The sequence below is a fragment of the Bradyrhizobium elkanii WSM2783 genome (assembly GCF_000472865.1).
Lineage (GTDB): Bacteria > Pseudomonadota > Alphaproteobacteria > Rhizobiales > Xanthobacteraceae > Bradyrhizobium > Bradyrhizobium elkanii_A.
The window spans coordinates 60,444-85,500 of the sequence record NZ_AXAP01000004.1; the positions used below are offsets into that span (position 1 = coordinate 60,444).

The 25,057-nt window shown below is 63.2% G+C and carries 25 protein-coding genes; 8 read left to right on the forward strand and 17 right to left on the reverse strand.

The window, feature by feature from the left end; translation table 11 throughout:
* Window positions 1-24: 24 nt before the first annotated feature.
* The 6 genes from YY7_RS0105655 to YY7_RS0105680 all read right to left on the reverse strand — a co-directional run bounded on the left by YY7_RS0105655 (window position 25) and on the right by YY7_RS0105680 (window position 6,797).
* Complete coding sequence (locus YY7_RS0105655; RefSeq protein WP_035689383.1) at window positions 25-1,467, reverse strand: aldehyde dehydrogenase family protein; 1,443 nt, start codon at window positions 1,465-1,467, stop codon at window positions 25-27.
* Window positions 1,468-1,519: 52 nt separating this feature from the next.
* Window positions 1,520-2,239 carry a ribonuclease activity regulator RraA gene (locus YY7_RS0105660; RefSeq protein ID WP_028162376.1) on the reverse strand — a complete coding sequence of 240 codons (720 nt, stop codon included), beginning with the start codon at window positions 2,237-2,239 and terminating at the stop codon, window positions 1,520-1,522.
* Window positions 2,240-2,403: 164 nt separating this feature from the next.
* On the reverse strand, window positions 2,404-4,149 hold the full coding sequence (gene araD / locus YY7_RS0105665) for an L-arabinonate dehydratase (RefSeq protein WP_028162377.1): 1,746 nt from the start codon (window positions 4,147-4,149) through the stop codon (window positions 2,404-2,406).
* Entirely contained in the window at window positions 4,146-5,009 is an 864-nt protein-coding gene (locus tag YY7_RS0105670; RefSeq protein WP_028162378.1) for an ABC transporter permease, read from the reverse strand. Before YY7_RS0105670 ends, araD begins: the two co-directional genes overlap by 4 nt.
* An 11-nt stretch (window positions 5,010-5,020) precedes the next feature.
* A complete protein-coding gene (locus YY7_RS0105675) occupies window positions 5,021-5,785 on the reverse strand; it encodes an ABC transporter ATP-binding protein (protein ID WP_028162379.1) in 765 nt (254 codons plus the stop codon).
* A 4-nt stretch (window positions 5,786-5,789) separates the two neighbouring features.
* Complete coding sequence (locus YY7_RS0105680) at window positions 5,790-6,797, reverse strand: ABC transporter substrate-binding protein (RefSeq protein WP_051396567.1); 1,008 nt, start codon at window positions 6,795-6,797, stop codon at window positions 5,790-5,792.
* A 330-nt stretch (window positions 6,798-7,127) separates the two neighbouring features.
* Between YY7_RS0105680 and YY7_RS0105685 the strand changes: the two genes are divergently transcribed.
* Both YY7_RS0105685 and YY7_RS0105690 read left to right on the forward strand, forming a co-directional pair.
* Complete coding sequence (locus YY7_RS0105685) at window positions 7,128-7,847, forward strand: GntR family transcriptional regulator (protein WP_035689386.1); 720 nt, start codon at window positions 7,128-7,130, stop codon at window positions 7,845-7,847.
* Window positions 7,848-8,159: 312 nt separating this feature from the next.
* Window positions 8,160-11,288, forward strand: coding sequence for a PAS domain S-box protein (locus YY7_RS0105690; protein WP_028162382.1), 3,129 nt, complete (start codon window positions 8,160-8,162; stop codon window positions 11,286-11,288).
* An 82-nt stretch (window positions 11,289-11,370) separates the two neighbouring features.
* Here the strand turns inward: YY7_RS0105690 and YY7_RS0105695 are convergent, their stop codons facing one another.
* Window positions 11,371-12,018 (reverse strand): response regulator transcription factor, encoded by a 648-nt coding sequence (locus YY7_RS0105695; RefSeq protein WP_028162383.1) that lies wholly within the window; start codon window positions 12,016-12,018, stop codon window positions 11,371-11,373.
* Between the two features lie 150 nt (window positions 12,019-12,168).
* Here YY7_RS0105695 and YY7_RS0105700 point away from each other — a divergent pair, with 150 nt between their 5' ends.
* Window positions 12,169-12,480 (forward strand): hypothetical protein, encoded by a 312-nt coding sequence (locus YY7_RS0105700; protein ID WP_028162384.1) that lies wholly within the window; start codon window positions 12,169-12,171, stop codon window positions 12,478-12,480.
* Window positions 12,481-12,578: 98 nt separating this feature from the next.
* Here the strand turns inward: YY7_RS0105700 and YY7_RS0105705 are convergent, their stop codons facing one another.
* The 5 genes from YY7_RS0105705 to YY7_RS0105725 form a co-directional block, all read right to left on the reverse strand.
* A complete protein-coding gene (locus YY7_RS0105705; protein ID WP_028162385.1) occupies window positions 12,579-12,908 on the reverse strand; it encodes a hypothetical protein in 330 nt (109 codons plus the stop codon).
* Window positions 12,909-12,910: 2 nt separating this feature from the next.
* Entirely contained in the window at window positions 12,911-13,786 is an 876-nt protein-coding gene (locus YY7_RS0105710) for a CheR family methyltransferase (RefSeq protein WP_028162386.1), read from the reverse strand.
* Window positions 13,787-13,819: 33 nt separating this feature from the next.
* The gene (locus YY7_RS0105715) at window positions 13,820-14,203 is read right to left on the reverse strand and encodes a response regulator (RefSeq protein ID WP_028162387.1); all 384 of its coding nucleotides are present in this window, start codon (window positions 14,201-14,203) and stop codon (window positions 13,820-13,822) included.
* Window positions 14,204-14,447: 244 nt separating this feature from the next.
* The gene (gene flbT, locus YY7_RS0105720) at window positions 14,448-14,828 is read right to left on the reverse strand and encodes a flagellar biosynthesis repressor FlbT (protein WP_028162388.1); all 381 of its coding nucleotides are present in this window, start codon (window positions 14,826-14,828) and stop codon (window positions 14,448-14,450) included.
* A gap of 169 nt (window positions 14,829-14,997) precedes the next feature.
* Window positions 14,998-16,578, reverse strand: a complete 1,581-nt coding sequence (locus YY7_RS0105725) for a flagellin (protein WP_028162389.1) — start codon at window positions 16,576-16,578, stop codon at window positions 14,998-15,000.
* A 607-nt stretch (window positions 16,579-17,185) separates the two neighbouring features.
* Between YY7_RS0105725 and YY7_RS0105730 the strand changes: the two genes are divergently transcribed.
* From YY7_RS0105730 to YY7_RS0105740, 3 genes are all read left to right on the forward strand, one after another.
* Window positions 17,186-17,893, forward strand: coding sequence for a Crp/Fnr family transcriptional regulator (locus tag YY7_RS0105730; protein WP_028162390.1), 708 nt, complete (start codon window positions 17,186-17,188; stop codon window positions 17,891-17,893).
* 268 nt (window positions 17,894-18,161) lie between these two features.
* Window positions 18,162-18,902 carry a Crp/Fnr family transcriptional regulator gene (locus YY7_RS0105735; RefSeq protein WP_155255055.1) on the forward strand — a complete coding sequence of 247 codons (741 nt, stop codon included), beginning with the start codon at window positions 18,162-18,164 and terminating at the stop codon, window positions 18,900-18,902.
* A 116-nt stretch (window positions 18,903-19,018) separates the two neighbouring features.
* Window positions 19,019-19,267, forward strand: coding sequence for a hypothetical protein (locus YY7_RS0105740; RefSeq protein WP_028162392.1), 249 nt, complete (start codon window positions 19,019-19,021; stop codon window positions 19,265-19,267).
* A gap of 362 nt (window positions 19,268-19,629) precedes the next feature.
* Here YY7_RS0105740 and YY7_RS0105745 read toward each other — a convergent pair whose 3' ends face one another.
* Complete coding sequence (locus YY7_RS0105745) at window positions 19,630-20,250, reverse strand: helix-turn-helix transcriptional regulator (RefSeq protein ID WP_028162393.1); 621 nt, start codon at window positions 20,248-20,250, stop codon at window positions 19,630-19,632.
* Between the two features lie 570 nt (window positions 20,251-20,820).
* Here YY7_RS0105745 and YY7_RS0105760 point away from each other — a divergent pair.
* The gene (locus YY7_RS0105760; protein WP_245287212.1) at window positions 20,821-21,210 is read left to right on the forward strand and encodes a hypothetical protein; all 390 of its coding nucleotides are present in this window, start codon (window positions 20,821-20,823) and stop codon (window positions 21,208-21,210) included.
* 55 nt (window positions 21,211-21,265) lie between these two features.
* On the opposite strand, the gene YY7_RS0105765 is transcribed toward YY7_RS0105760, so the two are convergent.
* From YY7_RS0105765 to YY7_RS0105780, 4 genes are all read right to left on the reverse strand, one after another.
* Complete coding sequence (locus tag YY7_RS0105765; protein ID WP_155255056.1) at window positions 21,266-21,466, reverse strand: hypothetical protein; 201 nt, start codon at window positions 21,464-21,466, stop codon at window positions 21,266-21,268.
* Between the two features lie 23 nt (window positions 21,467-21,489).
* Window positions 21,490-21,807, reverse strand: a complete 318-nt coding sequence (locus YY7_RS0105770) for a hypothetical protein (protein ID WP_028162396.1) — start codon at window positions 21,805-21,807, stop codon at window positions 21,490-21,492.
* Between the two features lie 89 nt (window positions 21,808-21,896).
* On the reverse strand, window positions 21,897-22,352 hold the full coding sequence (locus tag YY7_RS0105775; protein ID WP_028162397.1) for an Hsp20 family protein: 456 nt from the start codon (window positions 22,350-22,352) through the stop codon (window positions 21,897-21,899).
* Between the two features lie 387 nt (window positions 22,353-22,739).
* A complete protein-coding gene (locus tag YY7_RS0105780) occupies window positions 22,740-22,922 on the reverse strand; it encodes a hypothetical protein (protein ID WP_028162398.1) in 183 nt (60 codons plus the stop codon).
* Between the two features lie 220 nt (window positions 22,923-23,142).
* On the opposite strand from YY7_RS0105780, the gene YY7_RS0105785 reads away from it, so the two are divergent.
* A complete protein-coding gene (locus YY7_RS0105785) occupies window positions 23,143-25,038 on the forward strand; it encodes an alpha amylase C-terminal domain-containing protein (RefSeq protein ID WP_035689390.1) in 1,896 nt (631 codons plus the stop codon).
* Window positions 25,039-25,057 lie beyond the last annotated feature (19 nt).

A 25,057-nucleotide genomic window follows, 5' to 3' on the forward strand; every position in this document is an offset into this window, starting at 1 on the left:
GAGCCCCGCCGCCCGAATGCGTTCTTACGGATTCGTATAGGCGGTCTTCACCGTCGTGTAGAACTCGGCCGCGTATTTTCCCTGCTCGCGCGGGCCGTAGCTCGAGCCTTTTCTGCCGCCGAACGGGACGTGATAGTCGACGCCGGCGATCGGCAGGTTGACCATCACCATGCCGGCCTCGGCGTTGCGCTTGAAGTCGCTGGCGTATTTCAGGCTCGTGGTGCAGATGCCGGCCGACAGGCCGAACTCGGTATCGTTTGCAGTCGCCAGCGCCTCCGCATAGTCGTTGACGCGAATGACGCCGGCGACCGGTCCGAAGATCTCCTCGCGCGCGATCCGCATCTTGTTGGTCACCTCGGTGAACAGCGCCGGCTGCAGATAAAAGCCGGGCGCATCACGCTTCAGCCGTTCGCCGCCGAACACCAGCTTGGCTCCCTCGTCCTTGCCGATCGAAAGATATTTCAGGTCCTGATCGAGCTGGTTCTGGTCGACGACCGGGCCGATGTCGGTGCCGGCCTTCAAGGCGTCGTCGACCTTGAGGCCGCCCAGACGCTCGGTGAGCGCGGCGACGAATTTGTCGTGAATGCCCTTGGTGACGATCAGGCGCGAGGCTGCCGTGCAGCGTTGGCCCGTGGAGAAGAACGCGCTGTTGACGGCACATTCGACCGCGACCTTCAGGTCGGCATCGTCGAGAATGACCAGCGGATTCTTGCCGCCCATCTCGAGCTGGAATTTCTTCATCGGCCGCGATGCCACGCAGGCCGCAGCGACCTTCTGGCCGGTTGCCACCGATCCGGTGAAGCTGATCGCCGTGACATCGGGATGTTCGAGCAGCGCGGCGCCGACCTCCGAGCCGCGGCCGATCACGAGGTTAAGCACGCCCTTGGGCAGGCCGGCGCGCTGCAGGATATCGACCAGCGCCCAGGTCGAGCCCGGCACCAGGTCGGCCGGCTTGATCACGACCGTGTTGCCATAGGCGAGCGCGGGCGCGATTTTCCAGGCCGGAATCGCGATCGGGAAGTTCCAGGGCGTGATCAGGCCGACCACGCCGAGGGCCTCGCGGGTGATCTCGACGTCGATGCCAGGCCGCACGGAAGACAGCTTCTCGCCGGCCATGCGCAGGCACTCGCCGGCAAAGAACGCGAAAATCTGCCCCGCACGCGCGGCCTCGCCGATGCCCTCGGGCAGGGTCTTGCCTTCCTCGCGCGACAGCAGGCGGCCCAGTTCATCCTTGCGCGCCAGGATTTCATCCGACGCTTTCTTGAGGATGTCATAGCGGACCTGCGGCGTCGCGCGCGACCATGCCGGGAATGCCGCCTTGGCGGCCGCGACCGCGGCATCAAGCTCCGCGCGGGTGCCGCGCACGGCCTCGCCGACGATGTCGTTGGTATCGGACGGATTGACATTGGGCGAGCGCGCGCCGTCCGACATCCATTCGCCGTCGATCAGATTGTTGAACATCAGCATGGCTTTCCTCCGTCTTGATCGGGCTTGGCGCCGACCATATGCGTGAAGTGGATCAACGCCCGTTCTTTTTCCGCCATGCCGCGAAATCGGTCAATGTCTGCGGATCAGTGGCGGGATAGAGGCCGAAGATGCCGCGCCCGCTATGGACTTCCTCGGCGACGAAATCCTCGAATGCGGTCATCTCGAAGGTTTCCTCGGCGATCTCGTCGGCGAGATGCGCGGGGATGACGATGACACCGTCACTGTCCCCGAGGATCACATCGCCGGGGAACACCGGCGCGTCGCCGCAGCCGATCGGGACGTTAATCTCGATCGCGTGGTGCAGCGTCAAATTGGTCGGCGCGCTCGGCCGGTGATGATAGGCGGGAAAGCCGAGCCTGGCGATCTCGGCGGAGTCGCGAAAGCCGCCGTCGGTGACGACGCCGGCAACGCCGCGCTTCATCAGGCGCGTCACCAGGATGGCGCCGGCTGAGGCGGCGCGCGCATCCTTGCGGCTGTCCATCACCAGCACCGCGCCGGGCGGACAATCCTCGATCGCCTTGCGCTGCGGATGTGAACGGTCGCGGAAGACCTCGAGCTTGTTGAGGTCCTCGCGCGCCGGCATGTAGCGCAGCGTGAAGGCTTCGCCGACCATGGTCGGCCGGTCCGGGCTCAAGGGGTGGACGTCCTGGATGCACTGGATGCGGAAGCCGCGCTTGTACAGCGCGGTGGCGACGGTGGCCGTAGAGATGGCTTTCAGCTTGTTGCGGGTGGTGTCGCTGAGTTTGGACATGTGAACTGCTCCTTCGTCATTCCGGGAGAGATGCTGCGGCTCCCTCTCCCGCTTGCGGGAGAGGGCTGGGGTGAGGGTTCTCTCCACGAGTCCCCCAGCGGAGAGAGCCCTCACCCGGCGCTATGCGCCGACCTCTCCCGCAAGCGGGAGAGGTGAAAAAAGAGTTAATAAATCGACGGCTCATCGACCGGCTTGCCGAAGCCGGTTTCAAGAAAATCGAAATCGCAGCCTTCGTTGGCCTGCTTGATGTGGCGCGTGAACATCCAGCCATAGCCGCGCTCGTAGCGGCGCTCCGGCGGCTTCCAGGCGGCGCGGCGACGTACGAGCTCTTCCTGCGGCACATCGAGGGTGATGCTGCGGGCGGCGACGTCAAGGGTGATAAGATCGCCGTTCTGCACAAGCGCGAACGGACCGCCAATATAGGCTTCAGGCGCGACATGCAGGATGCAGGCGCCATAGCTGGTGCCGCTCATCCGCGCGTCCGAGATCCGCACCATGTCGCGCACGCCCTGCTTCACGAGTTTTGTGGGGATCGGCAGCATGCCCCATTCCGGCATGCCCGGACCGCCCTGCGGCCCCGCATTGCGCAGGATCAGCACATGATCGGCCGTCACATCCAGATCGGGATCGTCGACCGCCTTCTTCATGGAGGGGTAATCGTCGAACACCAGCGCCGGGCCGGAATGCTTCAGGAAGCGCGGATCGCAGGCGCTGGGCTTGATCACGCAGCCGTCGGGCGCGAGATTGCCCTTGAGCACCGCGAGCGCACCCTCCTTGTAGATCGGGTTGGCGACGCTGCGGATGACATCGTCGTTGTGGACTTCGGCGCGGGCGATATTCTCCCCCAGCGTCTTGCCGGTCACGGTCAGGCAGTCGAGATGCAGATGATCCTTGATCTGGCTCATCAGCGCCGGCAAGCCGCCGGCGTAGAAGAAATCCTCCATCAGATAGAGATCGCCACTCGGGCGGACATTGGCGATCACAGGCACCTCGCGGCTCGCCCTCTCGAAATCGTCGAGGGAGATGTCCTGGCCGGCGCGGCGGGCCTGCGCGATCAGATGGATGATCGCGTTGGTCGAGCAGCCCATCGCCATCGCCACCGTGATCGCGTTCTCGAACGCCTTCCGGGTCTGGATCTGTTGCGGGGTCAGATCCTCCCAGACCATCTCGACGACGCGGCGGCCGCATTCGGAGGCCATGCGGATGTGACCGGCATCCGCGGCCGGAATCGAGGAAGCGCCCGGCAGCGTCATGCCGATGGATTCGGCGATGGCGGTCATGGTGGAGGCGGTGCCCATGGTCATGCAGGTGCCGTAGCTGCGGGCGATGCCGGCTTCCATGTCGACCCAGTCATCATCGGAAATCTTGCCGGCACGCCGCTCATCCCAATATTTCCAGGCGTCCGATCCCGAGCCCAGCGTGCGGCCCTTCCAGTTGCCGCGCAGCATCGGACCGGCCGGAAGATAGATCGTGGGCAGGTTCATGGAGGTGGCGGCGAGCAACAGCGCCGGCGTGGTCTTGTCGCAGCCGCCCATCAGCACGACGCCGTCGACCGGATGGCCGCGCAGCAATTCTTCCGCGTCCATCGCCAGCATGTTGCGATAGAGCATGGTGGTCGGCTTCAGGAACGATTCCGACAGCGACAGCGCCGGCAGTTCCATCGGAAAGCCGCCGGCCATCAACACGCCGCGCTTGACGTCGTCGACGCGGCTCTTGAAATGCATGTGACAGGGCTGGGCGTCCGACCAGGTGTTGATGATCGCAATCACCGGCCGGTCCTTCCATTCCTCCGGCGCGTAGCCCATCTGCATGGCGCGCGAGCGGTGGCCGAAGGCCCTGAGATCATCGGGCGCGAACCAGCGCGCGCTGCGGAGCTGGTCGGGGCGCTTCTTCTTGCTTTTGTCGCTCATGTCTGGGTGCCCCACTTCTGGACCGTGTTCCGCTCGATGGTGCGGAAGATCAGGTTTTCGACGATCAGGCCGATGATGATCACCGTCAATAATCCGGCGAACACGGCGGGAATGTCGAGCAGGTTGCGGTTCTCAAAGATGTACCAGCCGAGCCCGCCCTGTCCCGACGACACGCCGAACACCAGTTCGGCGGCGATCAAGGTGCGCCAGGCAAAGGCCCAACCGATCTTCAGCCCGGTCAGGATCGAACTGAAAGCCGCGGGGATCAGGATGCGCGCCACATAGGGTAGTCCGCGCAGGCCATAATTGCGGCCGACCATGCGCAGCGTGTTGGATACGCTCTTGAAACCGGCATGGGTGTTGAGCGCCACCGGCCAGAGAACGGAATGAATCAGCACGAACACAAGACTGCCATTGCCAAGCCCGAACCAGATCAGTGCAAGCGGCAAGAGCGCAATCGCCGGCAACGGGTTGAACATCGCCGTAACAGTCTCGAGGAAATCCGTGCCGATGCGGGTCGAGATCGCGAGGATGGTCAAGATCGAGGCCAGGGCGATGCCAGCGGAATAACCCATGAACAGTACTTTTAGCGACGCCCAGGCCCGCATCGGGATGGTGCCGTCGCGCACCTTCTCGAACATGGTGACGACGGTGTCATGGAAGGTCGGGAACAACAGGGGATTGTCGAGCCACAGACCGTAAGCTTCCCACGCTGCCGCCAGGAAGACAATGATGAGCCCCTTGCGCACAAAGCCGTCGTCCCAGAGCAGCTCCCACACACTCAGCTTGCGCTCGACCTCGCCTGCGGCCGGCGCGGCCACTGCATTGCTCTCGCGCAGCAGGATCGTTGCTTCTCCCATCGCGCCTCTCCTCAGTGTGCGGTTGCCGGCTCAGCGAACAGCAGATCGTGGATCTGCTTCTCCAGCCGTGCAGCGCTGCCGTCTTCGCTGGAGACGCGGTCGACGTCAACGACTTCGGCCTTCACCCGCCCCGGATGCGGCGACAGCAGCAGGATGCGGTTGCCGATCTTGATAGCTTCCGCGATTGAATGGGTGACGAACAGCACGGTGAACTTGGTCTCAGACCAGAGCTGCAGCAATTCGTCCTGGCAAGTCCGACGCGTCAGCGCGTCGAGCGCCGCGAACGGCTCGTCCATCAGCAGAATGTCCGGCTCCATCGCCATGCCGCGCGCGATCGCGACGCGTTGCTTCATGCCGCCAGACAGCGTATGCGGATAGCTATCGACCACGCGAGTCAGCCCGACCTTCTCGATATAGGCCCGAGCCTTCTCCTCGGCTTTCTTGCGAGGCAGCCGCCGCGCGGTCAGGAGCGGAAACATCACATTCTCCAGCACGGTTTTCCACGGCAGGAGTTGATCGAACTCCTGGAAGATCATCATCCGATCGGCGCCCGGCTCGACGATCTCGCGGCCATCAATCCGCATCTTGCCCTCGCTGGGCCGCAAGTAGCCGCCGACCGCCTTCAGCAGCGTGGATTTGCCGCAGCCGGACGGCCCGAGCAGCACGAAGCGATCGGAGCGATCGACCGTGAAGGAGACGCGTTCGGTCGCTGTGATGACCGCGTTCGACGTCTTGTAGCGCAGCGTCACATCGGAGACGTCAAGGAGCGGCGCCATGGGATCAACTGCCCTTCAGGTCATGCGCGACCGGCAGGTAATAGTCGGTCCACGCCTTGGGCTGCGTCTTCAGCGTGCCCGCCTTGAAGAGATGGTTGGCGAATTTCATGGTGCCCTGCGGCTCCAGATTCCACTCCATCATGCCGGGCTCCTTCAGCCAGGCCAGCAGATCTTCAACTGACGTCTTGTCGCCAGTGATCTCCTTGTAGATTTCGACCGCGAGCTTGGGATCGCTTCGGATCAGGTCATGCGCTTCCTTGGTCGCCAGCCGCACGGCCTGGATGATTTTTGGATTGGCGTCGGCGAATTTCGTCGTGGTGAAGAATTGCGCCTGGCTAAGCGGGCCACCCATCACGTCAGGCGAGTTCAGCACGACATGCGCGCCCGGCACATTCTTCAGCTCAAGGAAGGTGTAGGGAGGGATCGAGAAATGACTGCGCACCTCATGCTGCGGATTGGACATTGCGGCATAGGCATCGGGGTGGCCGAGCTGCACGGTGTTGGAATCGAGCTTCGACCATTGATCCGAGCCGAACAACTCGCCGGCCGCGATCTGCAGCACGATGGCCTGCGTCGAGACCTTCACGGTCGGCAACGCGATTTTATCGTTCGGCCCAAAATCCTTCAGCGACTTGATGTTGGGATCGCGGCTGATCAGCGTCATCAGCTGCGCGGAAGTGGCGACAATGCCTTTCACGCCGCCGCGGGTCCGATCCCACAGCAGCAAGAGATTGCCGGTGCCGGTATTGAGGATGTCGACGCCGCCCGCAAGCAGCGCATCGGTCTGCGCGCCGCCGCTGGAGAATGTCAGCCATTTGGTGGTGATGCCGGGCACGCCAAGCGCTGCGGCGTGTTTCTCGATCAGCTTCTGCTTCTCGATAATGTGGCTCGGAATATAGAAAATACCCGGCTGCCGCGACAAGGCGATTTCCGTCTTTTGCTGCGCCAGTGCCGCCGGTCCCTGCAGTAAACCAAACGCCACGGCGGCGCCCGCAAGCGTCCGCCACATCATCCTGTTCATTACGCGCTTCCTCTCAGGGTTGCGGATTGACCACTAGCCTCGAAAAGGACGATGCGCAGGCCGACCCGACGACCCTTTCGGGGAAGGCTGATACGGCTGGGGGGATGAGCGAAGCAGTACGCCCAGCCGCTGCGCCGGGGTAGTGGCGACAGCATGCACACAAGGAAAGCGTACGCAACACGGGAGGCCCCACGACGTGGTCAGGGATGATCAACCGGACGCCCGCGAGGGACAGGCCGGGCGCCGTGGGGATGCGTGTGGAAATGCACTAATGTATTAGTGATCGTTGGCAAGCCTCTCGCGGGCGTAACGGCAATTCAAATGGATCCACCGGTCATCGGCCAGCGTCGTGTCGTCCCGCGATCGAGCGGGCTGCTCGATCGCGACCGTCAGGCGGCGCCGCAAGTGTTTGAGCGCCTGCGCGGCATGATCATCGCGCTGGAACTGCCGCCGGGCTCACCGTTGTCGCGCGCCGCGCTGGCAGAACAGTTCGGGGTGTCCTCGACGCCTATCCGCGACGCGCTGAAGCGGCTCGAGGAGGAAGGTCTCGTCGAGGTGTTCCCGCAATACGCGACGGTCGTCAGCCGGATCGACCTGCGCCGCGCGCAGCAGGCACATTTCCTGCGCCAGGCGGTCGAGCTGGAGATCGTGCGCGTGCTCGCGCTGCAACCGGACGATGCGCTCGTCGCCGAGCTCAACTCCACCATCGCGCGGCAACAGCAGTTTGCAAAGGCCGGCGCGTTCGAGAAATTCATGGCCGCCGACAACGAGTTCCACGCGCAGCTATACGAGGCCGCCGACAAGCAGGAAATCTGGACCCTCATCCGCAGCCGCAGCGGCCATATCGACAGGTTGCGCCGGCTGCATCTGCCCTCGCCCGGCAAGGCGCAGGATATCGTCCGCCATCACAAGCTGATCGCCAAGGCTATCGCCGGCGGCGAGCCGGAGGAAGCGCAAAAACATCTGCGAACCCATTTGTCGCGGACGCTGAGCGAGCTCGCGCAGATTCGCGCGCGGCATCCGCACTATTTCAGCGACTAGAGCTTCGGTCCTGATGGAATCAGAACCGAAGCTCCAGGTTTTGTTTTGACGCGTTTTCTTCACGCGAACCGGTGGCCACTTCGCTCGAAAACGCTCTAATGCGCGGCGCGCAGGCGTCGAACCGACTTTTCTTCAAATCGTCATCCCGCTTCGGCTCTTTGTATGAGCATGATCTCCGCGCAAACGCTTTTGCGTTTGTCGCGAGCGAAAAACCGATTTCCACTTTTCCGGATCATGCTCTAGCATCGGCCACCCGGGCCATGGTGACACCCCGTCGCATGGTCCGGACAGAGGAAGGCCGCGACCGCACAGATGACGCTCACAACCAGACTCGCCATCGCCATGATTGCGCTGGTTGCGATCACAGTGGGCGCGGTCGCGTGGCTGAGCCATCGCAGCCTGGAACAGGAGATCGTGCCGCGCGTGCTCGATCGGATCGAGGCGCATTCGCGCTTCGTCGCGGGCGACCTGGCCACCTATACCGACAGCGCGCGCGCCGACATCGTGATCTTTCGCGATTTTGCCGCGGTGATCGGAATGATGCGGGCTCGTCTCAACGACGGAACGGACCCGGTCGATCATGTCGGCGAGGCGGTGTGGCGCGAGCGGCTGGAAGGCCGCCTCGCCGCGCAGCTTGCGATCAAGCCGGCTTACGCGCAGCTGCGCTATATCGGCGTCGCCGATGGCGGGCACGAGATCGTCCGCGTCGACCGTTCGGGGCCGCATGGCGCCGTTCGCGCCGTGCCGGAAGCAGAGCTGCAGCGCGCCGGCGACGCGCCCTATGTCCGCGACACGCTCGCGCTTGGCGTCGGCGGAATCTATGTCTCGCCGGTCGAACTGGACAAGGATGCCGGCGCGGCGCAGCCGGCGCCGATCCTGCGGGTGGCGACGCCGGTGCCGGCGACCGACGGCAAGCCGTTCGGGATCATCCTGATCGAGATCGACATGCGCAGCGAGTTGGACCGCGCGCGAAACTCCGTACGGCAGGGCGAAACGGCCTATGTGGTCGACGGCAGAGGCAACTACCTCGTCCATCCCGACCGCACGCGCGAATTCGGCGGGCAGACAGGATCGGGAGCCGACTGGCGGCGCGACTTCCCCTATCTGGCGTCGGCGCAGGGGACCACGCAGGGCTTCTCGCGCATGGTCGAAGGCGCGGGCGGACGGCCGAACGGCGTCGCGCTGGCGCCCGCGCTGCTGGTCGACAATCAATGGATCGCGGTGATCGAGACGGTTCCGAACGCGGTGTTCATGGCGCCGGCGGCGACGATCCGCAACAGCTCGATCGTGGTCGGCCTGCTCGCCGTGCTGGCCGCGGCGGGACTGGCGATCCTGATCGCGAGATCGCTGATGCGGCCGATCCGGCAATTGACGGCGGCGGTCGAGAGCGTCGCACAAAAGGGCACGGACGCCATTCCGGTCGACGCGCCGGGCGAGACCGGCGTGCTGGCGCGCGCCTTCGTGCGCGTGATCAGTGAGGTGAATGCCAAGACGGTTGCGCTCGAGCGCGAGGTGGTCGAACATCTGCGGACCGAAGCCGCGCGCGACCGCCTCGCCGGGCGCGAGCGCCTGTTCAGCGCCGCGGTCGAATCCGCCAACGACGCCGTCATCACGGAGTCGCTGGACGGCACCGTCACCGGCTGGAATCCGGCCGCGGAGCGCCTGTTCGGCTACACCGCGACTGAGGCGGTGGGCCGGCACATCTCGCTGATCGTGCCGCCCGAGCGCGCCGCGGAGACCGACGACGTGCTGCGCCGGATCGGCTGGGGCGAAACGATCGCAAATAACGAGACCGTGCGCCTGCGCAAGGACGGCACGCTGGTCGAGGTCGCGCTCTCGATCTCGCCGATCAAGTCGGCATCCGGCGCCATCATCGGCATCTGCAAGACCGCGCGCGACATGACCGAAAGCCGCAAGGCGCAGGAAAATTTGCTCGAGAGCGAGCAACTGGCGCGCGGCATCATCAACAGCGCGCTCGACGCCTTCGTGCAGATCGATCAGAAGGGCATCATCCGCTACTGGAATCCGCAAGCCGAGAGCCTATTCGGATGGCCCCGCGACGAGGCGCTCGGCAAGAACGTGTTCGAGCTGCTCGGGCGGCCGGACGGCCCACTCAAGGCAGCGCTGGGGGCCTTCCTGCACTCAGGCGGCGTCCAGTTGCAACAACCGCGCCGCGAGGTGCAGGCACGGCGGCGCGACGGCACCGAGTTCACCGCGGAACTGAGCATCGCCGCGCTGAAGACCCGCGACGGTTTCGTGTTCAACGGCTTCGTCCGCGATCTCACCGACAAGATCGCCGCCGAAGAGCGCATGAGGCAGGCCGAGAAGATGGAAGCCGTCGGCCAGCTCACCGGCGGCATCGCGCATGATTTCAACAATATCCTCACCGTCATCACCGGCACGATCGAGATCCTGGCCGATGCGGTTAAGACCGAGCCGCAGCTTGCCGCGATCACCAAGATGATCGACGAGGCGGCCGCGCGCGGTGCCGAACTCACGCAGCATCTCCTTGCATTCGCCCGCAAGCAGCCGCTCGACCCGCGCGAGATCGACGTCAATCTCCTGATCGTCGAGACCACCAAGCTATTGCAGCGAACGCTCGGCGAGCATGTCGAAATCGAATCGATCTTCGAGGACGAGACCTGCCTTGCCATCGTCGATCCCAACCAGCTCGTTACCGCGATCCTCAACCTCGCGCTCAACGCCCGCGATGCGATGCCTGATGGCGGCAAGCTCGTGCTCGAGACGGGAACCCTGTTCCTCGACGAAACCTACGCGAGACTGCAGGGCGACGTGCGGCCGGGGCGCTATGCGATGATCGCGGTGAGCGACACCGGCACCGGAATTCCCTCCGACATCATCGACAAGGTGTTCAATCCGTTCTTCACCTCGAAGGGGCCCGGCAAGGGCACCGGGCTCGGCCTCAGCATGGTCTATGGCTTCATCAAGCAGTCGGCGGGGCACATCAAGATCTACAGCGAGGAAGGCCACGGCACCACGGTCAAGATGTACTTGCCGCCTGCGACCAGCGCCACGGCCATGATCGAGCCGACGCTCACGGCGAAACTGCAGGGCGGCAACGAAACCATCCTCGTCGTCGAGGACGACAAGCTGGTGCGCGACTATGTGCTGACGCAATTGCACTCGCTCGGCTATGTCACGCTGGATGCCGCAAACGCTGCCGACGCGCTCGCCATCACCCGCGCCGGCAAACCGTTCGACCTCTTGTTCACCGACGTGATCATGCCCGGCATGAACGGCCGCCAGCTAGCGGAAGAGATCCACAAGCTGAAGCCCGACGTGAAGGTGCTGTTCACCTCGGGCTACACCGAGAATGCCATCATCCATCACGGCCGGCTCGACGAAGGCGTGCTGTTGCTGGCGAAGCCCTATCGCAAGTCGGACATGGCCATCATGATCCGCAAGGCGCTGGCTGGATAGCGACGCAATCGATTGCATCAGACGTCGCAATTAGCCCGCGCAAAAAAGACGATGTCGTCCCGGCCTTGAGCCGGGACGACGGCTAGGCCGAGCGCTGCTGTTGCTGCTGCGCGGTCATGACGATGCGCACGAGGTCGGCGGCGTTCCTGGCGCCGAGCTTCTTCATGATGTTGGCGCGGTGATCCTCGATCGTGCGCGGGCTGATGCCGAGGTGACGTCCCGCTTCCTTGTTGGAAGCGCCCGCCGTGAATTGTTCCAGCACCTCGCGCTCACGCCGCGTCAATGGCTCGCGTCCCGGGAAATGCAGCGTCGCTATCTGCGATGCGGAACTGTCGGCCTGGCGCCGCGTATAGGCGCCGATCGCCTCGTCGAGGCGAGCGACGATCTCGCTGCCACGGAACGGCTTCTCGATGAAGTCGAGCGCGCCGTTCTTGATGGCGCTGACGGCCATCGCGATGTCGCCCTGTCCCGAGATCATGAAGATCGGCGCCGGATACTCCTCGCCGTGCAGTTCCTTGAGAATGTCGAGGCCGGATTTGCCGGGGATGTGGACGTCGAGCAGGATGCAGGCCGGCGTCCTGGTTCGCGCCACCGACAGCAGCGCGGCGCCGTCGGCAAAACAGATCACCTGATAGCCGGCTGCGGACAGCACCATCGAAAGCGTGTCGCGGACGGCGGGATCGTCATCGACTACGAAAATCTCCCCGCGGGAGGGGGCACTCTCAGCCATAGGTCATTCCGTCCCTACTGGTGAAACCGGCAACCGAAACAATGGCTCCGACTGACATCGCATCGCATTGGCCCGTATTTGTACGGGACGACGGCTTAACGCACAAGTAGCACCGCGGTCCCTAAAGATAGGCTCCCGTGGAGAATGCGCATGCAGAAAGCTGCAGGAAACAATATCGCCGCCAAGGCCGTCGATGGAAACGACGCCTATGAATCGATCGTCTCGGACCTGATGTGCCTGATCGGGCAGGTGCAGGCGAGCCTGTCGCGGATCGAGAACGCAATCGTCTGCGAGACCTCGCTTGCTTCCGTGGAAGCCGCCGACGCCGACATTTTCGTGCTTGATGACGTCACGCCCCGCTATGCCGTAGCGGGAGCGGCGCTGAAGGCATGCGACGCCGGCCTCGGCGCGGCCCTCGAGTTCCTGCTCGAGGCGAAGGCAATGGAGCACCAGCTAAACTAGAGCATGATCCGAAAAAGTGGAAACCGGTTTTCCGAAAAAGATCATGCTCAAACAAAGAGCTAAAGCTGGATGACGATTCGAGGAAAAGTTATCGCGCTTTAGCCGGCCGTCTTGGGGCTTTCAGTTCCCGACGCCGCGGCGAGGCGCTTTCTCACAGGCTTGCCCCGGATGAACTGGATGTCGATCTCGGTGCCGTTGACGCGGACCAGTTCGCAGCGGCGGTAGGCAAGCCCGGTCGAGGACAGCAGCAGGAAGAATTCCTTAAGGTTGAGGCCCTGGATGGAGCCTTCGACGTTCAGGGCCGCGTCGTTCTCGGAGATGGCGTTGAGCACGCAATTGCGCCGCCAGGTTCCATCGATGGCCATGATGCACACCTCATAGCCGCGACTGAATGTCACCCGCTCCGCTGCCCTGCTGGTCTCCTTCATCGTCAGCGTCCTCCGATCGCGGCCATCCTGGGCATTGCGGCAGCCGCCATCGGGGCGACCGCGGGACGGGTGCCGGTCGGCCGATAGAGGCCGCGCTTTTCAGGACAGGGTTTGAAGACGTCGGTCAGGCCGACGACGGTTTCGGCCGCGCCGAGCACCAGGAAGCCATCTCCTTCGAGCGACCTGGTGAGGCGGTTGAAGATGTTGATCTTGGTGTCCTGGTCGAAATAGATCAGGACGTTGCGGCAGAAGATGACGTCGAAAGTGCCGAGCTGCGCGAAGTCATGCAGCAGGTTGAGCTGCCGGTGCTGCACCATCGCGCGGATGTCGGCGTTGACCTGCCAGAGCTCGCCGTTCTGCTTGAAATACTTCACCAGCAATTGGATCGGCAGGCCACGCTGCACCTCGAACTGGCTGTAGATTCCGGCCTTGGATTTCTCCAGCACATCCTGCGACAGATCGGTCGCGAGGATCTCGGTGCGCCAGCCAGCAAGCTGCGCGCTCATCTCCTTCAGGCACATCGCGAGCGAATAGGGCTCCTGCCCGGTCGAGCCGGCGGCGCACCAGATCCGGATCGTCCTGCGGCCCGCCCGCGCCTTCAACAGCTCCGGGATGATCGTATCGCGGAAATGATCGAACGGCGCCTTGTCGCGGAAGAAGAAGGTCTCGTTGGTGGTCATGGCCTCGACCACCTGCGCGATGTGGCGAGCCGATCCGCCCTTCATCTTCTGCACGAGATCGTCGATGCCGGAGAGGCCGCATTTGCGCGACAGCGGCAGCAGGCGGCTTTCGATCAGATATTGCTTGTCCGCGAACAGATCGAGACCGGAATGGTCCTTGAGCAATTTGCGCAGATACTCGTAGTCGGAAGCGTTCACGATGGCCTCTTAGCGCAAGGGATTTTCGAATGATCAGGCGGGCATCGAGGCCGCACACAGGCCGACTTCGTGGAACTTGGCGGCGATGATGTACTTGTCGAACGGCTTCATGATGTATTCGTCGGCGCCGGCCTCAAGCGCGCGCGAGATGTGATCCATGTTGTTCTCGGTCGTGCAGAACACGACCTTGGGCAGGTCGCCGCCGGGCAGCCGGCGCAGATGGAGCAGGAATTCATGGCCGTCCATCACCGGCATGTTCCAGTCGAGCAGCACCGCTGTGGGCATGGCACGACGACAGGCGTCCAATGCCCGCTCACCGTTCTCGGCCTCGATGATCTGGAAATTGAGTTCTTCCAGGAAGCGGCGCGCGATTTTCCGCACCACGCTGGAATCATCGACGACAAGGCAGGTCCGCACCTGCTCGTCGACACGGGGATCGTCCATCTGAATTCGCCTCTCGATTGTTCTTGTAGATGCTGATCAATCGATAGGCCTTGGCGGCTCACAACCACTTAATTTTACCGTCCGTGCGAATACGGATGGCATGTTGATACCGTGCGGCAGGGAACCGCCGGAGGCGCGTCATCGACGGCTTCGCGCGCCCAGACACGAAGACAATGAATTCGCTGGAGTTTTCGCGTGTGAGGCGGAGCCGGCAGGCTCAGGCCGCGGCGCGCTGCTGCTCGCGCTGCATTAGCTTGCGGATTTCCTTGAGCGCCTTGTAAAGCGCGCCATCCGCGACATGACGGTTAACCAGATCGAGCGCCTCGCGCGTGCTGGCATCGGCCTCCCGCAGCTCCTTGACGAAGCCCAGATAGGCGGTCCGATAACGCTGGACCTCGTTCTTCAGATACATGGTCTGGACGCAGTGATAGAGCCGCCTCGCCGGGGTGTTGGCGGTCTCCGCGGTCACGGTGTCACGTTCGCGCAGGATTGGCGCTTCGCCGTCGATCAGGAAGGACGTGCGGGTGCCGGAATTGATCAGCACGGTCTCGCCGATGACGATCCGTTCAAACGGCTTCAGCTCGACGCGTAACGGCATGATCGTCTCCTTTTCTAGGCAACGGCGCGGGGGCTTGCTCGCCCTCAATCTTCGAAATCTTCGTCGCGCAAACCGGCAGCAGGTGCGACGCCATCCGGTCTCGCAATTCGTCAGTCCGGAAGCGGCGGAGTTGCCTCCGCCGCTTCCGTGTTCGGTTTTGTCGCAGGGCTCAGCGGAGGAGCTGGAGCACGCTCTGCTGGCTCTGGTTGGCGAGCGCCAGCGCGGACACCGCGATCGACTGGCGGGTCGACAGCGCCTGGCTGTTGGCCGCTTCCTCGTTGGTGTCGGCAAGCGTCAGGTTGGACGAGCCGGTCTGCAGCACGTTGATCAGGTTCTTGGAGAAGTCCTGACGGATCTGCACGATCGACAGGTTCGAACCGAAGGCCGACGCCTGCGAACGCAGCGTGCTCGAGGCATTGTTCAGCGAAGTGAGAACCGTCTGGGTGGTGTCGTTGTCGATGAAGTCGGTCCCGGCAGTCAACGACGACAGGCCGAGGCCGGCCGGATCGTCGGTCACGCCGTTGATCGTCAGCGTCGACTTGCCGGTTTCGTTGAACACCAGCTTGAGCTGATCGCCGTTCAGCAGATTGATGCCGTTGAAGGACGCATCCTGCGCGGTCGTCTTGATCTGATCGATCACCGTATTGTACTGGCGGACCAGATCGGCGCGGGTGTTCTGCGCGTTGACGTCCTTGACAGGCGCGGTCGTGGTGAGAGCTCCGAGCAGAGTGCCGGCACCCGTGGCGCTGCCGGTGAGCTTGCCGGTCAGATCGATCGACGCATCGTCGTTCGCGGTCGTGATGGTCAGCTTGCCATCGCTGGAAAGCGACGCCGACAGGTTGCTGTCTGCGAGCTTCTTGTTCAGATCGTCAAGGGTGTTCACCGCACCGGCGCCGGTTCCGATGGTGATGGTCTGAGCCGCCTTGGTGCCGATCGCAGCGATATTGAGGACCTGGCCATCGGTGGCATCGGCCGGCCTCGTCGTACCTGCCGAGAGGCCGAGCTTGGCGAGGACGGTGCTGGACCCACCAAGGGTGATGTTGTTGGACTTGTCAGTGGCGGCGTTGTTGATGGTCAGTTGGTTCGTGGCGATCGACGTGGTGCCACCAGTGATACCGTTGATTGCGGCAGTAACATCCGCCACGGTCGTGTCGGTGCTGCCTGCGCCCCACGTCAGGTTGATCGTGACGTTGCCGTTGGCGTCCGTGCTCGAGGCGGCGGTGGCGCTGGTGCCGCCCGTCGCAAACGTGATCGTCTTGCCGTTGATCGTGAACGAGTCACCGTTGGCAAATCCAGCCGCGGTGGTGGTTGTAGCGGCGGTGAGGCCACCACCAACCGCAGTGCCCGTCACAGTCGCGGCCGTATCGCCATCGCCGAGCAGGTTCGTGGCGGTCGCGCCGGTGATGGCCGCCGACGTGGCAGTCGACTTGGACGAATAGCCCGAGGTCGCCTGCAGCGCCTGGTTGGCGATCGACTTGGCGCTGTCGACGAGCTTCTGCAACGAGGTGATGCCGGTGTTGGCTGCCTGCAGCACCTGCACGCCATTGCCGATGCCATCGAGCAGGTTGTTGATGTCGCTTGCGCGGTTGTCGAGCGAGGCAGCGGTGAAATAGTTGGTGGGGTTGTCGAGGGCCGAGTTGACCTTCTTGCCGGTCGAAAGGTGGCTCTGCGTGGTGGCGAGCAGATCAGCGGTCGACTGCAGCGAGAGCAGGTTCTGGCGAACCGAAGCCGAGAGAATAATGCCGGACATAGTTTGATACCCTTCTGGATGAACACACGATTGACGCAGCCGCCGGAAACTTCACTCCGGCGACCGTGCCACACTGTTCCGGCGGCGCTACCCGTTCGTTAAATCGCTCCTCAGTACAAATACCCAGAAACTCCGCGCGCGGACGCATTTCTCAGTAGTTCTACTGAGATGATCGCAAGTGTGAACGCGCAGATCGAAACAGCAGCACGCATGATGGATTGCGATCGCGGATCGCACAGCAGCAACTCTCGTCGTCGACAGACAAAGCGAGCGTGATGGATTTGGAATGTTTCGTGCTCGTCTCGTCGGAGAAGACAGCCACGTTGCGCGAACAAGTTCCTTTCGATCGTGCGTGGTATTTCGCATACACACAGGGCCGCCATTCGCACAGCCGTTTCGCCGTTGATCGCTTGTCCCACCTCGCACGAATCAGCGCGCGATTTTTGGTTCGGTCGCAAACGAAAACGTCTATCTGCCCGGTAAGGTGTATAGCCACGCGCGTGTAGCTCTTGTGCAATCGTGAGGGAAAGCTATTCTTCGCGCTATCCGACATGCCATGAGTAGGTGACGCGAGACGGTGAGCTCCCGCCTTTCGGCAGGAGAGGGAATGTCTGGATCATCGCGTCCGTCCAATCATCTGTTGCAGACTCTGCCAGCGGCGGAAATCGAGTTGCTGCGGCCGCATCTCGCAATCGTCGAGCTGACGAAAGACGCCGTGCTGTTCGAGGCCGGTGCGCCGATCGGCGATGTCTATCTGCCGCATAGCGGTGTGGTTTCACTGATCGTCGGCTTCACGGAAGGTGAAACCGTCGAAGTCGCCAAGATTGGACGCGACAGCATTGTCGGCGGCACTGCCGTGCTCCATGACGGACCATCGCTGGCGGATGCCGTCGTCATCATACCAGGCATCGCCTCGGTTCTCGCAACCGATCGCCTGCGCGCCGCGATGGAGGCGAGCGGCACTCTGCGGCAAGTTCTGGTCAGGCACCAGCAGGCGCTGTCCGTGCAGGCCCAGCAAGCCGCGACATGTCATGCATCTCACACGGTCGAATCCCGGCTGTCACGCTGGCTGCTGCACGCGCGAGAGTTGTGCGGCGGAGAACCACTCCCGTTGACGCAGGAATGTCTGTCGCAGTTGCTCGGCGTCCGGCGCAATGCCATTTCGATCGTGGCACACGCATTCCAGGAGGCTGGGCTGATCCGCTACAGCCGCGGGAATATCGAAATCATCGATCTCGAAGGTCTGCAGAAAACCGCCTGTGAGTGCTACGCCGTGGTGAGGACGCAATGCGGTCGACTGCTCAAGACGGAATGAGAAGCCTCTGGAGCACTTTCGGTTCTGATGGAATCAGAACCGAAGCTCCAGATTCTTGTTCTGACGCGTTTTCTTCACGCGAACCGGTCTCCGCTTCGCTCGAAAACGCTCTAAGCAGCGGAACCTGCGTCGCTGAGGCCACAGTCGCCGACGAGTATCAAACGACATCAGTCAAATGGACAGGTTTTCCTTGCCCGCGATGCGCGGCAAGGCCATCTTGCAACTCGGTCAGCGTGTGTCAGCTGCCAGGCCGAGATACGCTCTAGCAATGAGGCAGGAGACTGCTTTGGATTCGGTTCCTCGTTCGCTGAACGGATTCTTGTCCGCGCTGTCGGCATCCGATTTCGAACTGATCCGCCCCCATCTGCGCACAGTCGATCTCATCCAGGACATGGTCCTGGTCGAGGTCGATGAAGTGCTCAAGCGAGCCTACCTGCCGCAGAGGGGTGCGATTTCCCTGGTCGTGAAGCTCGCGCGCGGCGAGCACGTGCAGATCGCCTTGGTCGGGCGCGACAGCATCTTCGGCGCGTTCGCCGCGCTGGGGGACGCGACCGCGCTGAACTGCGCGGTGGTGGTGGTGCCCGGCATCGCTTCGACCATCGAGCTCGAGCAGCTTCGCCTCGCCGCCGACCGCAGCGCGACGTTGCGCTACGCGCTGGCGCGGCACGGGCTTGCGGTCGATGCGCAGGTCCAGCAGACCGCCGGCTGCAACGCTTCGCATCCCGTGGAATCGCGGCTCGCACGATGCCTCCTGCACACCCGCGACCTGTCCGGAAGCGACAAGATCGTGCTGACGCAGGAAGCGATGGCGCAGATGATCGGCGCGCGCCGCAACAGCGTCTCGCTGGTGGCGCACACGCTTCAGCAGGCGGATTTCATCCACTACAGCCGAGGCCATATCGAGATCACCAATCTCGACGGCCTGATGAAGACCTCTTGCGAATGCTACGCGACGGTGAAAGCCCAATACACCCGCCTGATTCAGGGGTACGAATCGGTTACGCCATAAGCGCGACCGCGCGCTCGCTTCCCGCGTGGAAACCCGGCCGTACCTCTACGGCTCTCAATTTTCACGGACGGCTAAGCTTAACCCGCGATAATCGGAGTGCACACGGGAGAGCTGACATGTTCACGTTCGAAACGACGGACCAGAAGGAAGCCAGGCGTTTTCGGATCGCACAGTTCAACGGCAGGACCGCAACCGCGCATTCGGCCGGCGCGACGGTCACGGGCCGCGTTCGATCCATCGTGGAAAACAAGTCGCGCGTTCCGGCGGCCTGGACCATCACGATCATCCCGGAAACGCCGAAGCCTGCCGCGGTAAACCTGCGGCCAGCCCCGCGCATCCGCACCTTCGCGGAAGATTACATCTGAAGCACCTCGTAGCCCGGTGACGCGAATGCGTAAGCCGGGAGATCTGTGCCGATGTCGACCAGCGGCCCCGGATTACGCCGGCGCTTCCTTATCAATTTGAATCGAATCGTTGTTTGCTCAAGCGCAAGCTCGGCGCAAGCGCATCGTGCTTTGTTGCGCTTTACTGCTTCGACCTGCCGCAGGCATAGGCCGTGCCCGGCGGCCGTCGCGCGCCCAGCGCGAATTCGGTTCTGATTGAATCAGAACCGAAGCTGTAGATTCCTGTCTTGACGTGTTTTCTGCGCAGATAGGTCTACGGAATCTGCGTAAACTTGATTGCGACGCGGGCCTGTGCCCGCTTCGCTCGAAAACGCTTCCAGGGCTCAGGACGACTGCATCAGCGCCTTGCGGACGAGATCGGCGGTGTTGCGTGCGCCGAGCTTGCGCATCGCTTCGGCGCGATGGCTTTCGAATGTCCGCGGGCTGATCTTCATGCGCAGCGCGCCTTGCTTGTTCGAATAGCCCTCGCTGATGAGACGGAGCACCTCGCGCTCGCGCCTCGTCAGCGGCTTCTGGCCGGCCTTGGATACAACCGTCACCTTCGGCGGCGGGCTTTCGTCCTTGATGCGCGCAGGCGGACTGTCCCATCCCGCCTTCTGATCGATAACGGGAGCGGATCCCGGATGAATCTCCGAAATCTGCTTCAGCATCGCGCAGACGCGCTCGGTCTGCTGCAGGGCGTTCTCGACCACCTGCTGCAGGTAGATTCGGGCTGCCGGCGAATGCGCGAACTGATGACTGTGCTGCTTGATCTCGTTCATGTAGAGCAGGAGCGCCGTCATCGGACCGTTGAACTGGCGCGCGATCGCAGCGCCCGCCTCTTCCGTAGCGCGCGCACGCTGTGCGGCGAGTTCCACAATCTCACGATTGCTCTCGAATGGGGCGCGGTCTTCCATCCACTTCGACAGATGTGACCCGTCGGCTCGATGCTCGTGCTGTGTCATGCGACCGATCTAGCGACCCTAAGGCTGTTCCCGCGTTAACTCGGCACTCAGTAGGAATACTGAGAACGCGACCATGTGTTGCCAGCTCACAAGGAAATAGAGGCAGACGCGCCTAGAGTTTGCAACAATTCTCGCAGGAATGTGGCAAATCTCAGTATTTCTACTCATCGGGAAAATACTGAAATTGTGGCGGAATGGCGTACTTTCACGAGCATCTTTGTGAGTTCCATGTGGCGGTTCCCGAACGCGCAGCGAATCACCGATGACGCGAATGGCAGCGCACCATCGATGCGCTGGTTCGAGAGCTTTCCAGAGGACGCTTATGCGGGCCTGTCGACGACCACGCGGCGCTTGCACTGACATGACACGAACATGAGGTCGGCGCGCGATGCATGCGCGAGAAGTCAACCCGCTACAGTGCATTGCTGCATGATTTGTGATCGATGCGCGGCGCCTCGCACCGAGGTTTGCGATTTACAGCTTTCACCGGCATCGCGATGATCGCGATCTCGATCTTCACAACAATGAAGGGAGACCGTGATGGCGCGAGTAACCGGATCGTGGCTTGCGATGGCGACACTTGCGTGCGCCTTGGCGTTCGCATCGGCTGCGAATGCGCAGACCGCGCCCGCGGAGAGCGCGGCGCCGTCGACCGCCGACAATGCGGTGATGATCACGGTGTTCCTGAAGCACGATCAGTCGCGCCCACTCAGCGAACTCAACGCACAGCTCGAGAAGCAGGGCTACTACAAGGCCTTTCCGCCCGCGGGCGTCGAGGTCGTGAGCTGGTATGTGATGATGGGCATCGGCCAGGTGGTGACGCTGCGGCTGCCGGCATCGCGGCTCCGCGAGGTCAACCGCGTGCTGGAGGACAAGGCCTGGGGCGCCTATCGCACCGAATTCTATCCGACCTATGATTACAAGGCCGTCGGCATGGCCGCGCACGAGAAGGCGCAATAATTAGCAATAGTTGATTGTCCGTCTCGGCGTGGCGCCAGCGAGGGCGCGTCACGCTTCATGGCAACGCACCCTTGCTCTCAGCTTGCGCCATGGCGGTCAGCTCGGCTTCGTTGATCGTGGCCCCGGATGCATCGAGCACCGAGACCGTGAGGAACCCGTCGTCGCGAAACTCCTCCATCTTTCGCTGCGCCGCCGCCGCCGTCGCGAGGATGACGGAGACGCCGCCGGGACCGTTCCTCGCAAATACCCGGAACATGATCCCCCAGCCCCTCACGTGCTCTACGCCGCCAGCGCGACGCGCGAGGTCGATTTCCGCCGGTACGGCTTGCCGCCCGGCGATCCCGATGGATCGGGGTCGAGCGCCGACAGCGCTTCAAGTACCTCGTCGATGCTGACAGCGCTCTTGGCACCCGGAAGTTCACGCAACGCCGGATTGGACGAAACCGCAGCCGCATCCGACGCCCATGACGCCAGCACGGCGCGCTTTTCCGCCACCGACAGCCGGGCATCCGCCAACACATCGCGCGGATGGTCGTAAACCGATGCCGGGTGCAGGATGACATTCAAATCGACGATATTGTCAGTGCGATCGATCATTGGTTGCTCCCGTTACTTGTTCAGGCACGTGTCAACAGTCCCGCCCGGCAGGTACACCGGGCGGGGCATCCGTCTGCGTCGCGAACGCGTTACGCCGCTTTCGCTTCGAGTTGCTGCACGTTGGCTGCCGTCGCGCCATCGATGGCGATCCGCCGCGGCTTCATGGCCTCGGGCACCTCGCGGACCAGTTCGATCTTCAGGAGTCCATTGTCGAACGCGGCGCTCTTCACCTGCACGTAATCGGCGAGATTGAAGTGCCGCTTGAACGGCCGCGCCGAGATACCGCGATAGAGGTATTCATGTTCGACCTTCTCGGACTTGCTGCCTTCGATTGTGACCACGTTGCTCTCGGCGGTCACCGAGATCTCGTCGGGCGAGAAGCCCGCGAGCGCAAGCGATATCTGGTAGCGATCTTCACCAAGCCGTTCAATGTTGTAGGGCGGGTAATTGTCCTCGCCCGTGCGTGCCGCTGCGTCGACGAGATCGAACAGGCGGTCGAAGCCGATGGTCGAGCGCCACAGGGGAGCAAAGTCGTAGCTGCGCATAGCCAAATCCTCCAATGAGCAAGTTGGATACGAGCGGCACCGGACAGAACCGGCGCCCGTTCTGGTCCAGACCCATCAGGCGTCCGGACGCCATCCGTCGGATGGCGAAAAAAATCTTGGAAAAGGCCGATCCAGTTTCAAGGGGAGGCTACAAAAAAATTTTTGGCCCTTCGACGCAAGGCGATGACCCCCGATGTGCGCGGCTCTCTCCGCGTTTGTGAGCGCAGGCGACTTGCCCAGCTCAGCGGGTAAAGGTTGGAAGCAATCGACGGTGCTACTTGTCGCGATATGGATCGCTTCGTCGCGTGCACTCGTCGCAATGATGCCAGACAACCCCTCGCGCTCGTCTGGGGCGCGGCGAGTCCGGGGACACGACCGATCAAGGCCTCAGGCGTGCGCCCTCGGCTGCTGGCTCAGCTTCTTGGCCAGCGTCTTCAAATCTTCGACCCGCCGGCTGCACAACAGCCGGGCGAATTCGTCGGCATCGATGGAGGATTGCGGGAAGACGGGCGGTTGGCGCAGCTCCCGGCGCCGCCAGAACAGCCGAGAGAGACGCTGCAGCAGCTTCATTTTCTTGAGCCTCGATGAGAGCCTGCGCGGATAAGTCGCCGAACCGGTCCTTGGTTCCGCGCGTTGCCTCTTTCCCCGTTCTTTTCCGCAAAGAGCAGCCGCCCCGCTCCCGCCGAGGCTCCCCGCTTTCGCATCCGCGTAATAATGGTGGGCGACAACCTTGCCGGCCGCTGCCGCCAGGCTCATTCTCCCGGCGCCACGCGTTCAGGGGGGAAGACAGATGCCTGAGCCGGACCTCACCGGCGCTCCGATGGGCGGCACGCTCGTGCCCGGCGGGGCGATATTCCGCGTCTGGGCGCCGCGGGCCAGCGCGGTCCATGTCTCCGGCGACTTCAACGATTGGAGGCAGGATGCCGGTTCGCTGATGTCGGAGATCGGCGGCGGGCACTGGGCGAGCTTCGTGCCCGGCCTGAAGGACGGCGACGCTTACCTGTTCTACGTCGAGGGCATCGGCTCGTCCGGCTTCAAGCGCGACCCGCGGGCGCGGCTGCTCAGCGTCCAGCCGTCCTTTCCGGCCTGCAATTCCGTGCTGCGCGATGCCGGGCGATTTCCCTGGCGCCTCGAGCGCTTCGTGCCGCCGGCATTCAACGACCTCATCGTCTATCAGCTTCACGTCGGAACGTTCGCGCCGCATCCGGACAACGGGGATGGCAAGTTCTTCGACGTGATCGAGCGCGTGCCGCACCTCGCCGCGCTCGGCGTCAACGCCATCGAGCTGCTACCGATCCAGGAATTCCCGACCACGTTCAGCATGGGCTATAACGGAGTCGATCTCTATAGCCCGGAGAACCAATATGCCGAGGCCGACGAGGCAAAGCTCGGCCGCTATTTGCATCACACCAACGCGATCCTCCAGGCGGCCGGCCACGCGCCCTATCCCGGCGTCGACACCCTCAGGCACAGCGACGACCAGCTTCGCGCGCTGATCGACGTCTGCCATGTCCATGGCATCGCCGTGATCTTCGACGTCGTTTACAACCATGCCGGCGGCGGGTTCGACGACAAGAGCATGTGGTTCCTCGATCGCCACCTGCCCGGCGACAACAACAACAGCCTCTATTTCACCGACAAGGGCTGGGCGGGCGGCCTGGTGTTCGCGTTCTGGAACGATGGCGTCAAACAGTTCCTGATCGACAACGCCACATTCCTTTATGAGGAGTATCGGATCGACGGCTTCCGTTTCGACGAAGTCAGCGTGATCGATCGCTTCGGCGGCTGGGGCACCTGCCAGGACCTGACCTCGACATTGCGCGCGCAAAAACCCGAGGCGATCCAGATCGCCGAATATTGGCCGGTCAATGCGTGGATCGTGAAGGATCGCAGCGAGGGCGGCGCGGGCTTCGACGCCACCTGGAGCGACGGCATCCGCAACAGCGTGCGGGCGGCGATCGCGAGCGCCTCACAGGGCGCCAACGCACGCGTGCCGATGTCCCCGATCGCAGACGCGATCGCCGCGATCAGCCTGGGTAGCCGCTGGCGCGCGGTGCATGCGATCGAGAACCACGACATCGTCTATACGGGACGCGACGAACGGATCGCGGCGCTCGCCGACGGCAGCAATCCGCGCTCCTGGTATGCGCGCAGCCGCAGCCGCGTCGCGCTTGGCCTCCTGCTGACCGCGCCGGGCATTCCCATGCTGTTCATGGGCCAGGAGATGCTGGGGTCGAAGCCATGGAGCGACACGCCGAGCACGGATACCGAAATCGACTGGGCGGCGTTCGACCGTGGCGATGAGGTGATGGCCGGCTTCGTGCGCTTTGCGCGCGAGCTGATCGGCCTGCGCCTGAGGACGCCGGGGCTGCGCGGCGAAGGTTGCGCCGTCATCCACGTCCACGACGACAACCGCGTGCTGGCGTTCCAGCGCTGGGTCGAGGGCGACGGCGGCGATGTCGTGGTGGTCTGCAGCCTGAACGAAAGCCCGTTCCACAACTACGCGATCGGCTTTCCCGTCGCGGGCCGCTGGCGCGAGATGTTCAACAGCGACATCTACGACCGTGAGGTGACCGTCACCGCCGATGGCAGCGTGCACGCCGACGGCCCTCCGCTGCACGGCTTGCCCGCGTCCGCCGCAGTGACGATCCCGGCGAACGGGCTGTTGGTTTTCGCGCGGGGCTAACGCCATCGCTGGCATCTGT

Bases quoted from the DNA above. Each gene is read 5' to 3' on its own strand.
- YY7_RS0105770 (WP_028162396.1), bottom strand. From the start codon at position 21,807: ATGATCGATCGCACTGACAATATCGTCGATTTGAATGTCATCCTGCAC.
- YY7_RS0105765 (WP_155255056.1), bottom strand. From the start codon at position 21,466: ATGTTCCGGGTATTTGCGAGGAACGGTCCCGGCGGCGTCTCCGTCATC.
- YY7_RS0105695 (WP_028162383.1), bottom strand. From the start codon at position 12,018: ATGGCTGAGAGTGCCCCCTCCCGCGGGGAGATTTTCGTAGTCGATGAC.
- YY7_RS0105655 (WP_035689383.1), bottom strand. From the start codon at position 1,467: ATGCTGATGTTCAACAATCTGATCGACGGCGAATGGATGTCGGACGGC.
- YY7_RS0105735 (WP_155255055.1), top strand. From the start codon at position 18,162: ATGAGGCAGGAGACTGCTTTGGATTCGGTTCCTCGTTCGCTGAACGGA.
- YY7_RS0105760 (WP_245287212.1), top strand. From the start codon at position 20,821: ATGGCGACACTTGCGTGCGCCTTGGCGTTCGCATCGGCTGCGAATGCG.
- YY7_RS0105675 (WP_028162379.1), bottom strand. From the start codon at position 5,785: ATGGCGCCGCTCCTTGACGTCTCCGATGTGACGCTGCGCTACAAGACG.
- YY7_RS0105775 (WP_028162397.1), bottom strand. From the start codon at position 22,352: ATGCGCAGCTACGACTTTGCTCCCCTGTGGCGCTCGACCATCGGCTTC.
- YY7_RS0105725 (WP_028162389.1), bottom strand. From the start codon at position 16,578: ATGTCCGGCATTATTCTCTCGGCTTCGGTTCGCCAGAACCTGCTCTCG.
- araD (WP_028162377.1), bottom strand. From the start codon at position 4,149: ATGAGCGACAAAAGCAAGAAGAAGCGCCCCGACCAGCTCCGCAGCGCG.
- YY7_RS0105730 (WP_028162390.1), top strand. From the start codon at position 17,186: ATGTCTGGATCATCGCGTCCGTCCAATCATCTGTTGCAGACTCTGCCA.
- YY7_RS0105745 (WP_028162393.1), bottom strand. From the start codon at position 20,250: ATGACACAGCACGAGCATCGAGCCGACGGGTCACATCTGTCGAAGTGG.
- YY7_RS0105785 (WP_035689390.1), top strand. From the start codon at position 23,143: ATGCCTGAGCCGGACCTCACCGGCGCTCCGATGGGCGGCACGCTCGTG.
- YY7_RS0105705 (WP_028162385.1), bottom strand. From the start codon at position 12,908: ATGAAGGAGACCAGCAGGGCAGCGGAGCGGGTGACATTCAGTCGCGGC.
- YY7_RS0105660 (WP_028162376.1), bottom strand. From the start codon at position 2,239: ATGTCCAAACTCAGCGACACCACCCGCAACAAGCTGAAAGCCATCTCT.
- YY7_RS0105690 (WP_028162382.1), top strand. From the start codon at position 8,160: ATGACGCTCACAACCAGACTCGCCATCGCCATGATTGCGCTGGTTGCG.
- flbT (WP_028162388.1), bottom strand. From the start codon at position 14,828: ATGCCGTTACGCGTCGAGCTGAAGCCGTTTGAACGGATCGTCATCGGC.
- YY7_RS0105680 (WP_051396567.1), bottom strand. From the start codon at position 6,797: ATGATGTGGCGGACGCTTGCGGGCGCCGCCGTGGCGTTTGGTTTACTG.
- YY7_RS0105685 (WP_035689386.1), top strand. From the start codon at position 7,128: ATGGATCCACCGGTCATCGGCCAGCGTCGTGTCGTCCCGCGATCGAGC.
- YY7_RS0105780 (WP_028162398.1), bottom strand. From the start codon at position 22,922: ATGAAGCTGCTGCAGCGTCTCTCTCGGCTGTTCTGGCGGCGCCGGGAG.
- YY7_RS0105740 (WP_028162392.1), top strand. From the start codon at position 19,019: ATGTTCACGTTCGAAACGACGGACCAGAAGGAAGCCAGGCGTTTTCGG.
- YY7_RS0105700 (WP_028162384.1), top strand. From the start codon at position 12,169: ATGCAGAAAGCTGCAGGAAACAATATCGCCGCCAAGGCCGTCGATGGA.
- YY7_RS0105670 (WP_028162378.1), bottom strand. From the start codon at position 5,009: ATGGGAGAAGCAACGATCCTGCTGCGCGAGAGCAATGCAGTGGCCGCG.